General features: G+C 73.5%; 14 protein-coding genes. 8 read left to right on the top strand and 6 right to left on the bottom strand.

The features are described 5' to 3' along the window. Positions 1–74: 74 nt before the first annotated feature. Positions 75–1,214 (bottom strand): ROK family transcriptional regulator, encoded by a 1,140-nt coding sequence (locus D9V36_RS29250; RefSeq protein ID WP_129296385.1) that lies wholly within the window; start codon positions 1,212–1,214, stop codon positions 75–77. 371 nt (positions 1,215–1,585) lie between these two features. Then, entirely contained in the window at positions 1,586–2,674 is a 1,089-nt protein-coding gene (locus tag D9V36_RS29255; protein WP_129296386.1) for a mechanosensitive ion channel family protein, read from the bottom strand. A 290-nt stretch (positions 2,675–2,964) separates the two neighbouring features. Between D9V36_RS29255 and D9V36_RS29260 the strand changes: the two genes are divergently transcribed. Continuing rightward, positions 2,965–3,501, top strand: coding sequence for an HNH endonuclease (locus D9V36_RS29260; protein WP_006605595.1), 537 nt, complete (start codon positions 2,965–2,967; stop codon positions 3,499–3,501). A gap of 231 nt (positions 3,502–3,732) precedes the next feature. On the opposite strand, the gene D9V36_RS29265 is transcribed toward D9V36_RS29260, so the two are convergent. Beyond that, positions 3,733–6,735 (bottom strand): beta-N-acetylglucosaminidase domain-containing protein, encoded by a 3,003-nt coding sequence (locus D9V36_RS29265; RefSeq protein ID WP_129296387.1) that lies wholly within the window; start codon positions 6,733–6,735, stop codon positions 3,733–3,735. Between the two features lie 491 nt (positions 6,736–7,226). On the opposite strand from D9V36_RS29265, the gene D9V36_RS29270 reads away from it, so the two are divergent. The 6 genes from D9V36_RS29270 (at position 7,227) to alc (ending at position 13,660) form a co-directional block, all read left to right on the top strand. Then, positions 7,227–7,496 carry a hypothetical protein gene (locus D9V36_RS29270; protein WP_129296388.1) on the top strand — a complete coding sequence of 90 codons (270 nt, stop codon included), beginning with the start codon at positions 7,227–7,229 and terminating at the stop codon, positions 7,494–7,496. Between the two features lie 6 nt (positions 7,497–7,502). Then, entirely contained in the window at positions 7,503–9,683 is a 2,181-nt protein-coding gene (malQ, locus tag D9V36_RS29275) for a 4-alpha-glucanotransferase (RefSeq protein ID WP_129296389.1), read from the top strand. 112 nt (positions 9,684–9,795) lie between these two features. Further along, on the top strand, positions 9,796–10,044 hold the full coding sequence (locus D9V36_RS29280; protein ID WP_129296390.1) for a hypothetical protein: 249 nt from the start codon (positions 9,796–9,798) through the stop codon (positions 10,042–10,044). Between the two features lie 343 nt (positions 10,045–10,387). Next, positions 10,388–11,368 carry an acyl-ACP desaturase gene (locus tag D9V36_RS29285; RefSeq protein WP_129296391.1) on the top strand — a complete coding sequence of 327 codons (981 nt, stop codon included), beginning with the start codon at positions 10,388–10,390 and terminating at the stop codon, positions 11,366–11,368. Positions 11,369–11,436: 68 nt separating this feature from the next. After that, positions 11,437–12,423, top strand: coding sequence for a LysR family transcriptional regulator (locus tag D9V36_RS29290; RefSeq protein WP_129296392.1), 987 nt, complete (start codon positions 11,437–11,439; stop codon positions 12,421–12,423). A gap of 91 nt (positions 12,424–12,514) precedes the next feature. Continuing rightward, a complete protein-coding gene (alc, locus tag D9V36_RS29295; RefSeq protein ID WP_129296393.1) occupies positions 12,515–13,660 on the top strand; it encodes an allantoicase in 1,146 nt (381 codons plus the stop codon). 145 nt (positions 13,661–13,805) lie between these two features. Here alc and pepN read toward each other — a convergent pair whose 3' ends face one another. From pepN to D9V36_RS29305, 3 genes are read right to left on the bottom strand one after another with little or no spacing between them, the layout of a single operon-like run. After that, complete coding sequence (gene pepN / locus D9V36_RS29300) at positions 13,806–16,400, bottom strand: aminopeptidase N (RefSeq protein WP_129296394.1); 2,595 nt, start codon at positions 16,398–16,400, stop codon at positions 13,806–13,808. Next, entirely contained in the window at positions 16,382–16,576 is a 195-nt protein-coding gene (locus D9V36_RS41135; protein WP_164993051.1) for a hypothetical protein, read from the bottom strand. Before D9V36_RS41135 ends, pepN begins: the two co-directional genes overlap by 19 nt. A 23-nt stretch (positions 16,577–16,599) precedes the next feature. Next, the gene (locus tag D9V36_RS29305; protein ID WP_129296395.1) at positions 16,600–17,631 is read right to left on the bottom strand and encodes an aspartate-semialdehyde dehydrogenase; all 1,032 of its coding nucleotides are present in this window, start codon (positions 17,629–17,631) and stop codon (positions 16,600–16,602) included. 526 nt (positions 17,632–18,157) lie between these two features. Here D9V36_RS29305 and D9V36_RS29310 point away from each other — a divergent pair. Beyond that, positions 18,158–19,903, top strand: a complete 1,746-nt coding sequence (locus D9V36_RS29310; protein WP_129296396.1) for a TIGR03767 family metallophosphoesterase — start codon at positions 18,158–18,160, stop codon at positions 19,901–19,903. The last annotated feature ends 59 nt before the right edge of the window (positions 19,904–19,962 follow it).

Consider the following 19,962-nt stretch of genomic DNA (forward strand, 5'->3'; position numbering starts at 1 on the left):
GAGAACGGGAAGCGTGCGAAGAACAGGACGAGGGCGCCGCGCGCGGCGTGGATCCGCGGGCCACAGCCCGGCGCTCAGCCGGTGTGGAACACCGCATCGCGTGCCCCGGCGAGCGCCGTCCGCAGTGCGCCGAGGAGGATCGGGGAGCCGTCGACATGGCTCAGGCGCAAGGCGGGGCGGGACAGCGGGAGCCCGGTGAACTCCTCCTCGACCAGGGCGCGCAGCGCCTGGCCGCCGGCCCGGGCGACCTCGCCGGAGAGCACCACCAGCCGCGGATCGACGACCGCGACCACGGCCGCGATCCCGGTCGCCAGCCGCCGCGCGACCTCGGCACGGACCCCGTCGTGCGCCATCGCCCCTTCGACGGTACGGGCGTCCGGGGCCCCGTACTCCCGGGCCAGCGCGAGCACGACCGGCGAGCCGACCAGCCGCTGGAAGCCGCCGCCGGCGTCGTCCGCCTGCGCGTCGCCGTGGTCACCGCCCCGGGACAACGGGGCGCCGGGCAGCGGCATATAGCCGATCTCGCCCGCGCCGCCGGTGGCCCCGCGCAGCAGCCGGCCGCCCAGCACGAGGGCGGCGCCGACCCCCTTGTCCGCCCACACCAGCACGAAGTCGTCGACGTCCTGTGCGGCCCCGTCGTACTGCTCGGCGACCGCCGCCAGGTTCACATCGTTCTCGATGGCGACCGGTGTGCCCAGCACCCCGGCCAGCTCCTCCTTCAGCGTCCGCGAGTGCCACCCCGGCAGATGCGGCGCATAGCGCAGCCGTCCGGTCCCCGGGTCCAGCGCACCGGGTGTGCCGATCACCGCCCCGTGCAGCTGCCCGCGTTTCAGCCCGGCCCGGGCCAGCGCCCCGTCGACGGCCCGCGCGACCAGCCGCGCGGTCCGGTGCGGCGTCTCCCCGGCAACGGCATCGGCGTTGACCCGTTCCTCGCCGAGCACCTGCCCGGTGATGTCGGCGACCGCGGCGGTGATCCCCAGCGGATCGACGGCCAGCGCGGCGACATGCGCCGCCACCGGGTCGATCTCGTACAGCTGCGCGCTGGGCCCCGGCCGCCCGGTCACATTCCCGGTCGTCCGCACCAGCCCCGCGGCCTCCAGCCGCGCCAGCAGCTGCGAGGCGGTGGGCTTCGACAGCCCGGTCAGCTCCCCGATCCGCGTACGGGTCAACGGGCCCTGCGACACCAGCAGATCGAGCGCGGCCCGGTCGTTCATGGCCCGCAACACCCGCGGCGTCCCGGGCGTTCCCGGCCTCCCCGGCGTGCCCCGCATCCCCTGCGCACTGCGCCCCCCGGCCATGATGCCGCCCCTCACCGTTCGCCGACGGCGCCGGAGCGCCCCCGCCCGCCGAGCATCTGTTAAGAAACCTTCCCATTGCTCCTTCGGGAAGCTAAGCGGCGGGCCGTGGCGGCGTCAACGGTGCGGACCGGACGGGTTCGCCGCCCGCCGCCCCCTCTGGCCGCCCTCTGCTCCCGGACACCGCGCCGGCGCACAGCACCGGCACAACGCGGAGGGGCGTACCCATGCGGTACGCCCCTCCCGTCGACGGTCCGGGCCGTCAGGTCCGGATGGCCGGTCTCCCTGCCTCACTTCCCCATCTTCGACGGCGCAGCGATCGGGGTCGTCGCCAGGGACTGCGGGGACTGCGGGTTGTTGAGGGCCGAGGGGGCGGCCATGCCGGCCGTGGGGTCGGCGGCCTCCTCTTCCTCCTCCCCGGGGGCCGGGCGCGGGGCCAGGTGGACGCCGGCGGCGTCCAGCGCGCGCTTGATGCGCCAGCGCAGTTCGCGCTCCACGCCGGGGGCCTTGCCGGGCATGGTCTTGGCCGAAACGCTGATGGTGACGGTGTCCAGGTGGACCTCGCTCAGGCCGAGGACCTCCACCGGCTCCCACAGTTGCTCGTTCCAGGGCTCGGCCTTGGACATCTCCTCGCCGGCCTGGGTGATGGTCTCGCGGGCGCGCTCCAGGTCCTGGTCGGCGGCGATCACCACGTCGACGGTGGCGGTGGCCCAGCCCTGGCTGAGGTTGCCGATCCGCTTGACCTCGCCGTTGCGGATGTACCAGATCGCGCCGTTGGGGCCGCGCAGCTTGGTGACCCGCAGGCCGACCTCGATGACCGTGCCGCCTGCCACCCCCGCGTCGATCTCGTCGCCGACGCCGTACTGGTCCTCAAGGATCATGAAGACGCCGGAGAGGAAGTCGGTGACGAGGTTGCGGGCGCCGAAACCGATGGCCACACCGGCCACACCGGCACTGGCCAGCAGCGGCGCCAGGTTGATCTTCAGGACGGAGAGCACCGTCAGGGCGGCGGTGCCCATGATCACGAAGGAGGCGACGCTGCGCAGCACCGAGCCGATGGCCTCGGAGCGCTGTCTGCGTCTCTCGGCGTTGACGAGCAGACCGCCCAGCGCGGTGCCCTGGGCGGCGGCCACCGTGCGGTTCATCCGCTCGATGAGCTTGGTGATCGTGCGGCGGATCACATGCCGCAGCACCACCGCGATCACGATGATCAGCAAGATCTGCAGGCCGGACGTGAGCCACGTCCCCCAGTTCTCCTGCACCCAGCCGGCGGCGTTGGTGGCCTTGTCCGTGGCGTCGTCGAGCGACGTCGGGCCGGATGAGCCGGGCGTGGCGGCGCGCAGGGGCGCGGCAGCGGCCGGCGAAGCGGACCAGAACACAGTCGAACCTTCCGTGTGGGACAGCAGACCCGGGCCCCGGCGGGACACCGTGAACCGGGCTGACCAACCACACTAACGGGGCAACAGGAGCGGTCCGCGCCCTTGTTCGAGTCGGATAGTTGTGCGCAGGGCCGGAATGAGCCGTATCCGGCCGGACGTGCCGGTGTGTGGTGGAAAACACCTCCGACCCGTTACTCGGTCATGGTGGCGCTCTCACCAGGCACCGGGGGACACTGTGGGGAGATCGTCCCGGCGCGAGCCACGCGCCGCCGGCGTACAAGGAGGCACCCGTGCCGCATGTTCTGGTCCTCAATGCGTCGTACGAGCCGCTCGGCGTCGTACCGCTCCGCCGCGCGCTCATCCTCGTCCTCAACGAGAAGGCTGTCAGCCTCGAGGAATCCGGCGCCCTGATGCACAGTGCGACCCATGTCATACCCGCTCCGAGCGTGGTCCGCTTGAAGCGGTTTGTGCGGGTGCCCTTTCGAGGCCCCGTTCCCCTGACCCGCCGGGCGCTGTTCGCCCGTGACGGCGGGCGCTGTATGTACTGCGGTGGCGTCGCAACCAGCGTCGACCACGTCATCCCGCGCAGCCGCGGAGGTCAGCACACCTGGGAAAACGTCGTCGCCGCGTGCCGGCGCTGCAACCACGTCAAGGCCGACCGCCATGTCGCCGAGATCGGCTGGCGGCTGCGGCACCAGCCCGCCCCGCCGTCGGGACTGGCGTGGCGGATCATCGGCACGGGCCATCGTGACCCGCGCTGGCTGCCGTATTTGCAGCCGTACGGCGCGGATGACGCCCTGGCCCGGATCGACGCCGTATCGGCGTAGGTCCGGGTTTCTGCGTCCTGACGGTGGTGTCGCACGTCCCGCACCTCTCGTGCGGCGCGCACAGGCCGTGCGTCCCGCTCCGGCCGGGGCGGACGCCGCCGGATCCTCGCCCCGTGGCCATCCGCCGCGGTGACGAGGATCCAGCGGCGTCCACGACGGCCGCCGGCGCACCCGCCGCACCGCACCCGCCGCACCGCACCCGCTCCCCCGGCGCCGCTCGCCGGGCACCGTTCAGTGCTTGTCGTTGCCCGGGTGCCGTGCCTCCGCGACCGCATACGCCTCCACCGACCACAGCGAGTAGCCGAAGCGGGTGGCCCGCTTGTCGCCCTGGATGCGGACGAACCGGGCGTTCCCGGCGTCCATCCGGACGGACTCGCGGCCGCCCTTGCCGTCCCGGACCGTGGCCGCCGTGCGCCAGCTGCGGCCGTCCGGCGAGACCTGGATGCGGTAGCGGGCGGCGTAGGCGTCCTGCCAGTTCAGGACGAGCCGGCCGAGGCGGGTCGGATGGGCCAGCGCGAACTGCAGCCAGGCGCCGTCCTCCGGGGCGGAGGACCAGCGGGTCCGGGGGTTGCCGTCGGTGGCCGCCGACGCCGGGAAATCCGCGGTCTCGTCCCCCGAGGAGGTGGCGACGGTGCCGCGCGCCAGGTCCCTGTCACCGGTGCGGGGATAGGCGCGCACCGTGAGGGTGCGCTCCGCGCCGCCGAACTCCACCGGGATCTCGTACGTCCCCGAGCGGGCGTTCTCGGGGATGTCGACGGTGACGCGGACCGTGGCCGTGCCGCCGCGCGGTGCGGTGACCACCTCGGGGGCGTGCACGGTGAAGCCCTTGGGCGCCTTGACCGCCAGCTTCCCGCGGACGTCGCCGGGGCGGCGGGAGTAGATCAGGGCGTCCACCGTCGCACTGCCGCCGGTCCGGGCGTCCGACTCCTTGCGGGACAGTTCGAGCCCGGCCGCCGGGGTGTCGTCGAACCAGGGCGTGAAGGCCTGCACGGAGGGCGCGTGCGCGCTCTTCGCCCAGGTCAGCCGTACCGCGTCGGCACGCAGCCGGGGCGTTTTCGCCTCGGTCCAGCCGCTGGCGGAGAGCCGGTGGAGGCGGCGCCAGCCCTCGCCGGGGACATGCGCCTCCATGGAGACGGCGGCCGCGGACGGGCCCGGGGCGGTCAGCGCGGTCACCGCGGCGAGCGGGCGGGTCCGCTCGAAGGGGACGGTCAGGGACGTCCGGCCGTCGCGCTCGCCGGTGCCGGCGCCGGCGCCGTCGCCGGGATCGGGGGCGGTGCGGCGGGCGCCGGTCCAGGCGTCGGCCTCGGTCATCGCCCGCTCCAGGAACGGGGCCAGCACCCCCTTGCCGACCGTCGCCGGGCTGTGCGCGCACTCCTTGCGCAGCCGCTGCGCCGTGCGCTGGGCCGGCCAGGCGGCGTCGCCGTCGTCATGGGCCTGCGCCATGAGCGTGTCGACGGCCTGGACGCCGGCGCTGCCGTAGCGGGCCAGCTGCTCGGCCCACGGACGGACCTCGGCGGCCAGGTCGGGGCGCAGGTCCCGGGGCGCGGTGCTCATGGTGCCGAACGCGGCCCGCAGCGCCTTGGCGGCCTTGGCGAGATCCGGGTCCCGGCCCGGCCGGCCGTGGTTGACCGCGATCTCGCGGGCCTTCCAGAAGCGGTCGATCAGGGGCTGCAGATAGCCGGACTCGGTCCGGTCCAGCAGCGAGGAGGAGGCGTTGCCGGCCAGCGCGCGCAGGGCGGCACGGGAGCGCGGATCGCCGCCCGCCAGATCGTCGACGGCCGCGTCCCAGGACCGGCCCGGGTGGTAGTCGCGCGGATTCCACGCGTAATCGGCGGCCGTGAACAGCGGGATGCGCGAGGCGAGCGGCTGCTGCATGGCGTTGGCCAGCAGCGCCGTGGAGCCGGTGGCGACGGCCGGCTCCCGGCCCCGGTAGGGCCCGAGGAAGATCCGGTCCTGGGCGTAGTCGTTGACCGGGTAGTTGTCCATGGTCTCCAGCGGGTGGCCGAACACCTGGCGGGCGGTGGACAGCTCGCCGCCGGTGATGGTCCGCGGGACCACGCCCACACCGGTCCAGGCCACCTCGATCCGGTCGCCGAGCGCGTCGGACAGCGCCCGGCGGTACGCCGTGGAGCCGTCCTGGTAGTACTCGGTCGGCATCAGGGAGAGCGCCCCGGCCTGCGGATGCCGCTGCGCCAGGTGCGCGGCGAGCGCATTGGCGACCCTGGCCTGTGCCCGTGCCGCGGCCGCGGGGCCGGTGCCGAAGGCGTCCGCGTCGGCGTCGCAGTGCCATTCGCTGTAGCTGACGTCCTGGAACTGCAGCTGGAAGGAGCGCACGCCCAGCGCCCACATGGCGTCCACCTTGCGCCGCAGCGCCCGCAGGTCCTCCTCGGACGACAGGCACATCGCCTGGCCCGGGGCGACGGCCCAGCCCAGCGTGACGTGGTTGGCCCGGGCCCGCTCGGCCAGCGCCCGGAAGCCGGCGCGCTGCCCGGCCGGGTAGGGGTCGCGCCACCGGGCCTGGCGGTACGGATCGTCGCCCGGCGCGTACAGATAGCGGTTCTGCTTGGTGCGGCCCATGAAGTCCAGCTGGGCGAGCCGCTGGGCCTGGCTCCAGGGCTGCCCGAAGAACCCCTCGGTGGTGCCGCGCACCGCCGTGCCGGGCCAGTCGCGTACGGCCACCGAGGCCAGCTGCCTTTGGCCGTCCCTGTGGGTGACCAGCTGCCGCAGGGTCTGCGCGGCGTGGAAGAGGCCGTCGGCGCCGACGCCGTCCAGGGCGACGGTGTCCCGGCCCGCGACCCGGCCCACGGCCAGGCGGTAGCCGCCGGCCGGCAGATCCCCGCGGGCCGGTGCCCGCAGCGCCCGCAGCGCGTGAGCGGCCTGCTCGCCGCCGACGTGGATCACCGGCCCGTGCGCGGGCAGCCGGTCGCCGGGCGCCTGCTGCCGGACGGTGTGCACCCCGGCGTCCCGCAGCAGGCCGCGCAGCGCGTCCAGGGTGTGGGGGTCGGTGTCCGAAGCGGCCACCAGCACCGCCTCGCGGCCGAGCGGCACGGCGTCGCCCAGCTCCTGCATCGACTGCGGGCGCGGCCAGACGGCGGGGGTGTGCCCGGCGCCGGCCGGCCGGTCGGGCCGTTCGGGGGCGCCGACGGCGGGGTCGGCGGGCGCCGCCTGGGCGCTGGGCACCCCGCCGAGCAGACCTCCGATGACCGCGGCGGCCAGGGCGGTGGTTCCGGCCACCCGCGCACGGGCGCCCGCGCCGTTCCCCCTGCCGCTCCTACCGATACTTCCGACGCTCCATACGCCCCGGCCTCGCACGGCTGCTCCTCGTCCCGTCCCTCGTTCGCCGGTCCGCACCGGCGCCCCGTTTATCCCCGCCGATGCCCGTTCGGGCAGACCTCCGGCCGTGAGCCCACCATTGTGGCGGTTCGGGTGTCAACCGGGCGAGGGCGGGGGCCCGGAGGGGCGGAAGGGGGGACGGGTTCCGGCCGGTGCCGCGGGCGGGATCCAGGGGGCTCGCGGGCGGAATCCGGGGGGCTCGCCGGCCCGCAGAACTTCCGTCCCGGAGCCCGGTTCCTCCGCGTTCTGTGCGTCTCCCGGCGCCCGGCGCAGTGAAATCGCCTGCGTGAGGCATAATGTGACGTGGGTCACGTTTCGTGAGCAGATACGTCTGCGATCGTGTCGAGTGGGTAGGGCCCACGTGTCCCATTACCGATGAACGGGAGGCCCTCGTGGCCGCATCCGCTCAGCTGCTCCTCGACGCCCTGTCCTCCAAACCGGGAGGTGCGACGATGGAGTCCGACATCTTCGACGGGCTGTCCGACCCCGATTCCGGCCTGGACGGTTCCGGATCCTTCAGCTTCGTCGAGCCGCCCCTGACCAGCGAGCCCCCGCTCGCCGACGCCGCCCCGCTGACCAGCGAGGTCCCGATCTCCGCCGAGCTGCCGCTGACCAGCGAGCCGACGGCCGCCGGCCACGGCACGGAGTCCATGGAGGTCTGAGGACCCATGGGCCGCGCGCGGCTCGCCCGGCTGCACGGCATCGCCACGTCCTACGAGCCCTCGCCGGGCCGGAGCGTCCAGATCACCGGCGACACCGTCGTCGCCGTGCTCGCCGCACTGGGGGTCGATGCCTCGACCCCGCAAGCCGTCCGCAGCGCCCTGGCCGCGTACGAGGACCGCGCGGCCCGCGCCCTGCTTCCTGGCACCGTCGTCGCCCGCCCCGGCCGGCCGCCCGACCTCGCGCATCTCCCCGAAGGCACCGCCTTGCGGGTCGAGACCGAGGGCGGGGCGGCCGCACAGGACACACCGGACCCGGCGGCGTCCGGTCCGGCGGCCCTCGCCCGGCTGCCCCTGGGCGTCCATGTGCTGCACGCCTGTGCCCCCGACGGCCGCGCCGCCCGCGCCCGGCTGATCGTCGCGCCCGACCGGGTGCCCGCACCGGCCGGCCACAGCCACGGCTTCCTGGTGCAGCTCTACTCCCTCCTGTCCCGGCAGTCCTGGGGCATGGGCGACCTGGGGGATCTCGCCGACCTCGCCGCCTGGTCGGGGCGCGCGCTGGGCACCGGCTTCCTCCAGCTCAACCCGCTGCACGCGGCCGTCCCCGGCCCGCCCACCGACCCCTCGCCCTACCGGCCCTCCTCGCGCCGCTTCCCCGACCCGGTCCATCTGCGGATCGAGGACATCCCCGAGTACGCCCGGCTCACCGGCGCCGCCCGCTTACGGGCCGACGAGCTCGCCGCGCGGGCCCGTGCGCTGCGCGAGGGGGTGCTCGAAGAGGGCGCGCTGATCGACCGGGACGCCGTCTGGGCGCTCAAGCGCGAGGCCCTGGAGCTGATGTGCGCGGTCCCGCTCACCCCGGGCCGGCGGGCCGCGTACTGCGACTTCCTCGCCGAGCAGGGCGAGGCGCTGGAGGACCACGCCACCTGGTGCGCGATCGCCGAGCGGCACGGCCCCGACTGGCGCGGCTGGCCCGACGGGCTGAGCGATCCGCGCTCCCCGGGCACCGCCCGGCTGCGGCCGCGGTTGCTCGACCGGATCGACTTCCACAGCCGGCTCGTCTGGCTCACCGACCAGCAGCTGGCCGCCGCGCAACGGACCGCGCGGGAGGCCGGGATGGGCATCGGGCTGGTGCACGACCTCGCCGTCGGCGTCCACCCTTTGGGTGCCGACACCTGGGCGCAGCAGGGCGCCTTCGCCGCCGGGATGTCGGTCGGGGCGCCGCCGGACGCCTTCAACTCCCGCGGCCAGGACTGGGGGCTGCCGCCCTGGCGCCCGGACGCGCTGGCCGCCGCGGGCTTTGCCCCCTACCGGGAGCTGCTGCGCGGCATGCTGCGGCACGCCGGGGCGCTGCGCATCGACCATGTGATGGGCCTGTTCCGGCTGTGGTGGGTCCCGGAGGGCCGGCCCCCGACGGACGGCGCCTATGTCCGCTACGACGGTGAGGCGATGCTCTCGGTGCTGGCCCTGGAGGCGCACCGGGCCGGCGCCGCGGTGATCGGCGAGGATCTGGGCACCGTCGGGCCCGGGGTCCGTGCGGCGCTCGCCGAACGGGGCGTCCTGGGGACGTCGGTGCTGTGGTTCGAGCGGGATTACGACGGGGGTGGGGAGGCCGGCGGAAGGGACGGGGAGGCCGGGGAGGGTCCTTCCTCGGCGCCCGCCGCTGAGCCCGCCACCCCGGAACCCGCCCCGGCCCCGGCCCCCGCCGCCCTGGCCCGCATCCTGGCGCCCGAGGAGTGGCGCAGCGCCTGTCTGGCCACCGTCACCACCCACGATCTGCCGCCCACCGCGGCCCGGCTGACCGGCGAGGACGTCGCGCTGCGCGAACGGCTCGGGCTGCTCGCCGGGCCGCCGGAGCGGGAGCGCTCCCGCGCCCGCTGTGAACGCACCGAGTGGCTGCGGGAGTTGGTGCGGCGCGGCCTGCTGCCCGAAGGGGCGGCCGACGAGGAAGCGGCCGTCCGGGCCGCCCACCGCTTTCTGCTGCGGACGCCGGCGCGGATGGTGGGCATCTGGCTGCCCGACGCGGTGGGGGACCGCCGCCCGCAGAACCTCCCCGGGACATGGGACGAGTACCCGAACTGGCGCCTGCCGATCGCCGGCCCCGACGGCCGTCCGCACACCCTGGAGGAGCTGGCCGCCTCCCCCCGCCTGCATGCGCTGATGCGCGACGTGTCCGGCGGCCGGTGGTAGTCCCGCCCGGCGCTCCGGAGCGCACGCCCCGGGAGCCCGCTCCCGGGCACCCGGCCGCCGGTTGTGCCACCCCCCGCGCGCGGGGCGCCGGGGCGTCCGATACGTTGACTTCGTGAGCAACAAGGTCAAGAAGAATGTCCTGCGCGCCGGAACCATCACCGCCGGCACCGCGCTGATGCTGCTGATGTCGTCCCCCGCGTTTGCGCTCACCCGCGACGACGGTGACGACCCGGGTCCGGGCCTGAGCGTGATCCAGACGCTCGGCCTCTATGTCGCTGCACCCATCGTGCTCTTCCTGATCATCGCCGGGCTGGTCGTCGCGGGCGACAAGTCCCGCAAGAAGGCCCAGCCCAAGGGCTGACGCCGGGCATCAGTGACGCCTTGAGGGCGCCCCACGGTCACAGGACCGGGGGCGCCCTTCGTCATGCCCGGATCCGGTCCGGGGCGAGGCCGTACCGGGTCCGGACCGAGGCCTGACCGGCTCCCTTTCCGGGCGCCCAACGGTGACAGAACCGGGCGGCGCCCTTTGTCGTACCCGGCTATTTCCCCAGGTGGAAAAGGGGTTGCGGGGCGGCTATCGCGCGCTTTTCGGCCGGTTTGAACGGGGGGAGGTGTTTAACCGGCCCTAACCTACGATGACGTAACCTACGCAGCCGTAGGTCAAACCTACGGACCCGTAGGTCGTCGTCCCCTGGAGTTCCCCCGTGACCATCGCCCCCGCCCGCCATAACGGAGAGCTCGGCCAGGCCGCCTGGAGCGACGCCCAGTTGCTCTACGCGCTCGAAGAGGTCGTCGAGAAGGAACTCAACCGCCATCTGAAGATCGCCAAGGACTGGATGCCCCACGAGTACGTACCGTGGAGCGACGGGCGCAACTTCCCCGGGCCGCTGGACGGTGACGCCTGGGACCCCGAGCAGTCCAAGGTCAGCGACATCGGCCGGATCGCCCTCGTGGTCAACCTCCTCACCGAGGACAACCTCCCCAGCTACCACCACGAGATCGCCACCCTCTTCGGCCGCGACGGCGCCTGGGGCACCTGGGTGCACCGCTGGACCGCCGAGGAGGGCCGGCACGGCATCGTGATGCGGGACTACCTGCTCACCAGCCGGGCGGTCGACCCGGACGAGCTGGAGCGGTTCCGCATGGCCCACATGTCGGAGGGCTTCGAGTCCGACAACTCGCACAGCATGCTGCACTCGGTGGCGTACGTCGCCTTCCAGGAACTGGCCACCCGGATCTCGCACCGCAACACCGGCCACCACTCCGGCGACCCGGTCTGCGACCGGATGCTGTCCCGGATCGCCACTGACGAGAACCTGCACATGGTCTTCTACCGCAACCTCCTCGGCGCGGCCTTCGAGATGGCCCCCGACCAGACCATGTGCGCGGTGCGCGATGTCGTCACCGGCTTCCGGATGCCCGGCCACGGCATGCCCGGCTTCGAGCGGTCGGCCGCCCGGATGGCCATCGGCGGGATCTACAACCTGCGGATCCACCACGACGACGTGCTGCAGCCGGTGCTGCGCTACCTGAAGGTGCTGGAGATCGGCGGGCTGGGCCCGGCCGGGCTGGCCGCGCAGGAGGAGCTGGGCCTGTTCATGGACGGGCTGGACGGCCAGGCGCGGAAGTTCGACGAGCGCCAGGCCGCCATCCTCGCCCGCCGCGAGGCCAACCGCCGCGGCTGACCCGGCCGGCCGCCTCCGCCGCCGTCCGCGGGCGGGTGCGCGCGGCGGCGGGTGCGTACGCTGCCCGCATGGCCGACTGGGACCTCAAGAAGCTGCGCATCCTGCGCACCCTCCACGAGCTGGGCACGGTCACCGCGACCGCCGAGGCGCTGCACCTGACGCCCTCGGCGGTCTCCCAGCAGCTGACCGGCCTGGCCAGGGCGCTCGGGGTCACACTGCTGGAGGCGCACGGCCGGCGGGTCCGGCTGACCGACGCCGCGCAGCTGGTGCTGCGGCACGCCGAGGCGGTCTTCGCCCAGCTGGAGCGCGCGGACGCGGACCTGCTCGGCTACCTCCAGGGCGAGGCGGGCCAGGTGCGGATCGGCGCCTTCTCCACGGCGATCCCGGCCCTGGTGGTCCCGGCCGCCTTGGAGCTGCGCCGCAGCCACCCGGGCCTGTCGGTCGTCGTACGGGAGGCGGAGGCGGAGGCCGCCTACGAGCTGCTGGCCGAGGGCAGCGTCGATCTGGCGCTGTCGCTGGCCGCGCACGCCCCCACCCCGCGCGACCCCAAGTTCAGCCGGGTCTCACTGCTCGCCGACCCGCTGGACGTGGCGCTGCCGGCCGGCCATCCGCTGGCCGGCGAGCCGGGGCTGCGGCTGGCCGACCTGGCGGACGAGCCCTGGATCTTCGGCAGCAGCGGGCCCTGGTCGCAGATCACCACGACCGCCTGCGAGAGCGCCGGCTTCGTGCCCGAGCAGGCGCACGCCGCCGCCGACTGGAGCGCGATCTGGGCGATGGTGGCGGCGGGGATGGGAGTGGCGCTGGTGCCCCGGATGGCGATGGCGGGTGGCCTGGGCGCCGCCGGGCGCGGTGCGGAGGAACCCGGCGTGCGGGGCGGGCGCGAGGGCGGGGGAGTGGCGGTGCGGGTGCTGCACGCCGACCAGCCGCGCCGCCATGTGGTCGCCGCCGTCCGCCGCGGCTCCGAGGGGGCGCCGGGCCTGGCCCGGGTGCTGGCCGCGCTCCGGCAGGCGGCCGCGGCCCAGACGCCGGAGGACCCGACCGTTCAGCCCGGCTGAACATATTCCTCAAAAACTTTCGATGGACCTGAGCGGTAGTGCGCTGCGACCGTGGAGTCGTCCGCACCTCTCACCCCGTCGAAAGGCAACGATGACCGCCCACCCGGCCGCCGACCCCACCGATCCGCACGCCAACGACGCGAACCCGTACGGCGGCGGAGACCCCTACGCCGACTACCGCGGCGGGGACTTCCCCTTCACCTCCCTCGTCGACCTCGCCGACCGCCGCCTCGGCGCCGGGGTGATCGCCGCGAACGACGAGTTCTTCGCCGAGCGCGAGAACCTGCTGAAGCCCACCCCGGCGGTCTTCGACCCCGAGCACTTCGGCCACAAGGGCAAGATCATGGACGGCTGGGAGACCCGCCGCCGCCGTGGCACCGACGGCGACCACCCCTTCCCGGACGACGACGCGCACGACTGGGCGCTGATCCGGCTCGCCGCCCCCGGCGTGATCCGCGGCATCGTCGTCGACACCGCCCACTTCCGCGGCAACTACCCCCAGCAGGTCAGCATCGAGGCCACCGCGCTCCCCGGCAGCCCCGGCCCCGGGGAACTGCTCGCCGGCCAGGTGAAGTGGGAGGAGCTGGTCCCGCGCACCCCCGTCCGCGGCCACGCCGCCAACGGCTTCGAGGTCACCGTGGAGCGCCGCTTCACCCACCTCCGCCTCAAGCAGCACCCCGACGGCGGGATAGCGCGCCTGAGGGTCCACGGCGAGGTCGTGCCGGACCCGGAGTGGCTCGATGTGCTGGGCACCCTCGACCTGGCCTCGGTGCTGCACGGCGGCACCGTCGAGGACGCGTCCGACCGCTTCTACTCCTCGCCCGCCCAGCTCATCCGGCCCGATCACTCCCGCAAGATGGACGACGGCTGGGAGAACCGCCGCCGCCGGGTCAAGGGCACGAACGACTGGGTCCGCTTCCGGCTCGCCGCCCAGGGCGAGATCCGCGCCGTGGAGATCGACACCGCCTACCTCAAGGGCAACTCGGCGGGCTGGGCGGCCCTGTCCGGGTGCGACGGCGACCCGGCCGACGAGGCCTCCTGGTTCGAGATCCTGCCGAAGGCCAGGCTCCAGCCCGACACCCCGCACCGTTTCCGGCTGCCGCGGGCCGTGACGGCCACCCACGTACGGCTGGACGTCTTCCCCGACGGCGGCCTGGCACGGCTGCGCCTGCACGGCGACCTCACCGCGGCCGGCCGCGCCGCCCTCGGCAGCCGCTTCGACGCCCTGGGCGGCTGAGCCGCACCCCGCTCGCACCGGGCCCCGCGGGAGGGGGCGGGGCCCCGCGGAGGTGACACGAGGAGGGTCCGGCCCGCATCCGCGGGACCGGACCCTCGGTGGACGGTCAGGCCCGCATCCGCGGAACCGGACCCTCAGCGGACGGTCAGGCCGCCGCGTCCGCGGCCTGCGCCTTCAGCGCCCGCTCGATGCCCGAACGCGACTCGGTCATCAGCCGGCGCAGCGCCGCGCTCGGCTCGGCCGACGCCAGCCAGGCGTCCGTGGCGTCCAGCGTCTCCTGCGAGACGTGCAGCGCCGGGTAGAGGCCCACCGCGATCTGCTGCGCCATCTCATGGCTGCGGGAGTCCCAGATGTCCTTCACCGCGGCGAAGTACTTCTCGGTGTAGGGCGCCAGCAGCTCCCGCTGGTCGGTCTGCACGAAGCCGCCGATGACGGACTCCTGCGTGGAGTTGGGCAGCCGGTCCGACTCCACCACCGAGGCCCAGGCCTCGGCCTTCGCCTCCGTCGTGGGACGCGCCGCGCGGCACGTCACGGCGTACCGCTCGCCCGCCGAGGTCTTGTCCCGGTCCAGCTCCGCCGCGATGGCCTTCTCGTCCGCCCGTCCGGTGGCGGCCAGCCGGTGCAGCAGCGACCAGCGCAGCTCGGTGTCCACGGCGAGCCCGGAGACCTCCTGCGTGCCGTCCAGCAGGCCCTGCAGCAGGTCCAGTTGCTCGTCCGTACGGGCCGAGGCGGCGAACGCACGGGCCCAGGCCAGCTGGTGGTCGCTGCCCGGCTCGGCCGCCCGCAGCTGTTCCAGGGCCGCCGCCGTCCAGGTCGCAAGCCCCGTCTCGCGCCACTCCGGAGCCGCGTACAGGTCCAGCGCCAGCTTCACCTGGCGGTGCAGCGACTGGACGACGCCGATGTCCGTCTCCTTGCCGATGCCGGACAGCACCAGCGACAGGTAGTCGCGGGTGGCCAGTTCGCCGTCCCGCGTCATGTCCCAGGCCGACGCCCACGACAGTGCGCGCGGCAGCGACTCGGTGAAGTCGCCGAGGTGTTCGGTGACGGTCTTCAGCGACTCCTCGTCCATCCGGACCTTGGCGTACGACAGATCGTCCTCGTTGAGGAGGATGACGGCCGGCCGGGCCGTGCCCACCAGCTGGGGAACGGGGGTCAGTTCGCCGTCCACGTCCAGCTCGATCCGCTCGGTGCGGACCAGCTTGCCGCCCTGGAGTTCATAGGCGCCGATGGCGATCCGGTGCGGCCGCAGCACGGGCTCGCCCTTGGCGCCGGCCGGCAGCGCCGGGGCCTCCTGCCGGACCGCGAAGGAGGTGATCACGCCCGCGGCGTCCACCTCGATCTGCGGCCGCAGGATGTTGATCCCCGCGGTCTCCAGCCACTTCTTCGACCAGGTCTTCAGATCCCGCCCGCTGGTCTCCTCCAGCGCGCCCAGCAGGTCCGACAGCCGGGTGTTGCCGTAGGCGTGCGCCTTGAAGTAGGCCTGGACGCCCTGGAAGAACTCGTCCATGCCGACATAGGCGACCAGCTGCTTGAGCACGCTGGCGCCCTTGGCGTAGGTGATGCCGTCGAAGTTGACCAGGACGTCGTCGAGGTCGTTGATCTCGGCCATGATCGGGTGGGTGGACGGCAGCTGGTCCTGCCGGTACGCCCAGGTCTTCATGGAGTTGGCGAACGTCGTCCACGAGTGCGGCCACTTCGAGCCCGGGGCGTAGGCCTGGCAGGCGATCGAGGTGTAGGTGGCGAACGACTCGTTCAGCCACAGGTCGTTCCACCACTCCATGGTGACCAGGTCGCCGAACCACATGTGCGCCAGTTCGTGCAGGATCGTCTCCGCGCGCACCTCGTACGCCGCGTCCGTCACCTTCGAGCGGAAGACGTACTGGTCGCGGATGGTCACCGCGCCGGCGTTCTCCATCGCGCCGGCGTTGAACTCCGGCACGAAGAGCTGGTCGTACTTGGCGAAGGGGTAGGCGTAGTCGAACTTCTCCTGGAACCACTCGAAGCCCTGCCGGGTGACCGCGAAGATCTCCTCCGCGTCCAGGTGCTCGGCCAGCGACGGCCGGCAGTAGATGCCCAGCGGCACCGTCCGCCCGTCCTTCTCGTAGCTGCTGTGCACGCTGTGGTAAGGACCGGCGATCAGCGCCGTGATGTAGGTCGAGATCCGCGGCGTCGGCTCGAAGCGCCAGAGGGTGCCGCTCGGCTCCGGCGTCGGCGAGTTGGAGATCACCGTCCAGCCCTCCGGGGCCTTCACGGTGAACTGGAACGTCGCCTTCAGGTCCGGCTGCTCGAAGGAGGCGAACACCCGCCGGGCGTCCGGCACCTCGAACTGCGTGTAGAGGTAGGCCTGCTGGTCCACCGGGTCGACGAAGCGGTGCAGCCCCTCGCCGGTGTTGGTGTAGGCGCAGTCCGCCACCACCTTCAGCTCGTTGCGGCCGGCCCGCAGCCCCGGCAGCGCGATCCGCGAGTCCTTGAACACCGCTTCCGGGTCCAGTGCCTCGCCGTTGAGCACGACTTCGTGCACGGCCGGCGCCACCAGGTCGATGAAGGTGTCCGCGCCCGCCTCGGCCGCATCGAAGCGCACCGTCGTCTCCGACCGGTAGGTGCCACCCCCGTTCCCGTCATCGGCCGGGGTACCGCCCTCCTGTGCGCCGGAGAGGTCGAGATCGATCTCATACGCGTCCACGGTCAGCAGGCGCGCCCGCTGCTGCGCCTCGTCGCGGGTCAGATTCGTGCCAGGCACCAGGTCATCTCCTCGTAAGCGGCCTCGTAAGCGGCGTTTCCGTCATCCTTCCACGGCAGGGGCCCCTTGATCGTGGGCTGCTCGGGATCGGCCGCCGCCGGGCCCGCGTCCGCCGCACCGCGCGCGGAACCGAAGCCGGAACGGCGGGTGCCCGTACGGAGACTCCGTACGGGCACCCGCCGTGTGCGAGCAGCGGGCGTCAGCCGCGCAGCTCCGCGGCGACCAGCTCCGCGATCTGGACGGCGTTCAGCGCCGCGCCCTTGCGGAGGTTGTCGTTGGAGAGGAACAGCGACAGGCCGTTCTCGACGGTCTCGTCGTTGCGGATCCGGCCCACGAAGGACGCGTCCTGGCCGGCGGCCTGGAGCGGGGTGGGGACGTCGGAGAGGGTGACGCCGGGGGCGCCGGCCAGCAGCTCCTGGGCGCGCGCCGGGCTGATCGGGCGCGCGAAACGGGCGTTGACCTGCAGCGAGTGGCCGGTGAAGACCGGGACGCGGACGCAGGTGCCGGACACCTTCAGGTCCGGGATCTCCAGGATCTTGCGGCTCTCGTTGCGGAGCTTCTGCTCCTCGTCGGTCTCGTTCAGACCGTCGTCGACGATCGCGCCGGCCATCGGCAGCACATTGAAGGCGATCGGGCGGACGTACTTGTCCGGCTCGGGGAACTCCACGGACGCGCCGTCGTGCGTCAGCTTGGTGGCGTCCTGCTCGACGGCCTTGCGGACCTGGCCGTCCAGCTCCTCCACACCGGCCAGACCGCTGCCGGAGACCGCCTGGTAGGTGGCGACGACCAGGGAGACCAGACCGGCCTCCTCGTGCAGCGGGCGCAGCACCGGCATCGCGGCCATGGTGGTGCAGTTCGGGTTGGCGATGATGCCCTTGGGCCGGTCGGTGATCGCCGACGGGTTGACCTCGGAGACGACCAGCGGGACCTGGGGGTCACGGCGCCAGGCCGAGGAGTTGTCGATCACGACCGGGCCGGCGTCGGCGACCTTCTCCGCCAGCGCCTTGGAGGTGGCGCCGCCCGCCGAGAAGATCACGATGTCCAGCGCCGAGTAGTCGGCGGTCGAGGCGTCCTCGACCGTGATCTCGGTGTCCTGCCAGGGCAGCGTCCGTCCGGCGGACCGGGCCGAAGCGAACAGCCGCAGCTGCTCCACCGGGAAGTTCCGCTCGGCGAGGATGCCTCGCACCACGCCGCCGACCTGTCCGGTGGCTCCGACGATTCCGATCCTCATGGGACTCCTTCTTTCTGGCCTGACATGGGTGTCTGCTCGGGACACCTGCTCAGTAGTGCCTCCATCATGTGTGTGATACCCGTCGCGTTGTCCAATCCGTTCCGTTCCGTGGCGGGTCGGGAGGCCGTACCGGCGCGTAGTGCGCCGGGGTGCTCACGGTGCGTACGGGGCGTTCCGCGGTGGGGGCGCCAGTGGGCGACGGCGCGGTCCCCGGGGCGGTCTCCGGGGCAGTCCTCGGGGCGGCCCCCGGGGCGAGTGGTCCGGGCGGGGCAAGGGGTGGCCGGGGGTCGCGGGCGGTCCGTGGCGGGTCCGGTTACCCCGGGGGGTGAACAGCCGGTGACCGCCGGCCGCACCGCCGGGCAGGGCTCCATGACCGGAAGGTGACCGGCGGATCCCTGTGCGGTGATGGGTTCTCCGCGTTGCCACGGCGTTCACGCGCAGGTCATCCCCGATGCCAACCATCGCAGATGACAGGGCAGTTGTGCTGCCCGGCCGCCTTCGCGTTCGCACCCGGGGAGCCTTGCGTATGTCCCGTACACGGTCCGCCGCCACCTTCGACCGCCGCGCCTTCCTCACCGCCACCGGAGCGGTCGGTGCCGCCACCGGGCTCGGGCTCGCCTTCGGCGTCGGCCCGGGCCGGCAGGCCGAGGCCGCCACCGTGGCATCGGGCCCGGCCCCGGCCGCGCCGGTACCGGTCGACGCCCCCGCTGTTCCCCGTACGCCGTACACCCGGGGCACCACCCTCGCCGGGGTGTCCGCCCCGCGCGGCAGCGGAGGCTACCGCCGGCTCGGGGACGGCCCCGCCTGGGACCGGGTGGTCCGCGCCGACCTCGCCACGGCGCACGGCGGCCGCGAGGCGCGGCGTACCGCGCTGGCGTCGTTCGTGCAGTTCACCGATCTGCACCTGGTCGATGTGCAGAGCCCGCTGCGCTACGAGTACCTGCGCGCCGAGACCGCCAGCGCCTGGCGGCCCCAGGAGGCGCTGTCGGTCGCCGGGGCCGTCTCGCTGGTCGAGCGGGTCAACGCGCTGCCCGGCGGGCCCGCCACCGGCGCCCCGCTGTCCTTCGTGATGACCACCGGTGACAACACCGACAACAACTCCAAGCTGGAGCTGGAGTGGTTCCTGACCACGATGAGCGGCGGCAGGATCACTCCGAATTCCGGCGACCCGCGCCGCTACGAGGGCGTCCAGGACAGCGGACTGGCGCTGTACTGGCAGCCGGAGCGCGCGCTGCGCGACGCCGACAAGAAGCTGGGCTTCCCGCGGCTGGACGGGTTCCTGGCGGCCGCGATCCGCACCGTCCACAGCCCGGGCCTGCACCTGCCCTGGTACTCGACGGTCGGTAATCACGACTCGCTGCCCGGCGGGTGCTACGCCCCCGGCGACCCCTTCTGGACCGAGATCGCCACCGGTGGCCGCAAGCTGGAGACGCTGCCCGCCGCCGAGGCCGCGAAGGTCTGGAAGGCGGTCAAGGACGGCCTCGACCCCGAGGGGGCGGACTTCAAGCGGCTGCTGACGGCGCACGCCAAGCAGGCCAGGAGGGTTACCCCCGACGAGCGGCGCGCCCCCTTCACCCGGGCCGAGTATCTGCGCGCCCACCTCGACCCGGCGCACACCGGTCCCGGTCCGCACGGCCACGGCTACACCTCCGCCCATCTCGACGAGAACCGCCTCTACTACACCTTCAAGGTCTCCGACGACGTCCTCGGGATCAGCCTGGACACCACCGACCCCGGCGGCCACTACACCGGCTCGGTCGGCGACGCCCAGCTGCGCTGGCTGGAAGGGGTGCTGAAGCAGAACGAGAAGGGGGACAAACTGCACGTCCTCGTCTTCAGTCACCACACCGGCAAGACCATGAACAACACCCGGCCCGACCCGGCCCGCCCGCACGAGAAGCGGCACGGCGGTCCGGAGCTGGTCGAGGTGCTGGCCGCGCACCCTCACGTCGTCGGCTGGATCAACGGCCACAGCCACAAGAACGAGATCATCGCGCACGGCAGCTTCTGGGAGGTCTCCACCGCCTCGCACATCGACTTCCCGCAGCTGGCCCGGGTCGTCGAGCTGGTGGACAACCACGACGGCACGCTGTCGCTGTTCACCACCCTGATCGAGTCGGCCGCCCCGCACCGCACGGACTTCGGCGACCTCTCGCAGACCGGGCTGGCGGCCCTCTACCGCGAGCTGTCCTTCAACGCCCCCGAGGCCCGCAGCGACCTGGCGGGCACGGCCCGGGACCGCAATGTCGAGCTGCTGGTCAAGCGGAGCTGACGGCGCCGGGGACACCCCCTGACGAGTCCATTACGGACCCTGACGAGTCCATTACGGAC

Origin of the sequence: Streptomyces lydicus, from assembly GCF_004125265.1 — a bacterium.
In the GTDB taxonomy this organism is placed as follows: Bacteria; Actinomycetota; Actinomycetes; order Streptomycetales; family Streptomycetaceae; genus Streptomyces; species Streptomyces lydicus_C.

Bases quoted from the DNA above. Each gene is read 5' to 3' on its own strand.
- D9V36_RS29290 (WP_129296392.1), top strand. From the start codon at position 11,437: ATGGCCGACTGGGACCTCAAGAAGCTGCGCATCCTGCGCACCCTCCAC.
- D9V36_RS29310 (WP_129296396.1), top strand. From the start codon at position 18,158: ATGTCCCGTACACGGTCCGCCGCCACCTTCGACCGCCGCGCCTTCCTC.
- D9V36_RS29250 (WP_129296385.1), bottom strand. From the start codon at position 1,214: ATGAACGACCGGGCCGCGCTCGATCTGCTGGTGTCGCAGGGCCCGTTG.
- alc (WP_129296393.1), top strand. From the start codon at position 12,515: ATGACCGCCCACCCGGCCGCCGACCCCACCGATCCGCACGCCAACGAC.
- malQ (WP_129296389.1), top strand. From the start codon at position 7,503: ATGGGCCGCGCGCGGCTCGCCCGGCTGCACGGCATCGCCACGTCCTAC.
- D9V36_RS29305 (WP_129296395.1), bottom strand. From the start codon at position 17,631: ATGAGGATCGGAATCGTCGGAGCCACCGGACAGGTCGGCGGCGTGGTG.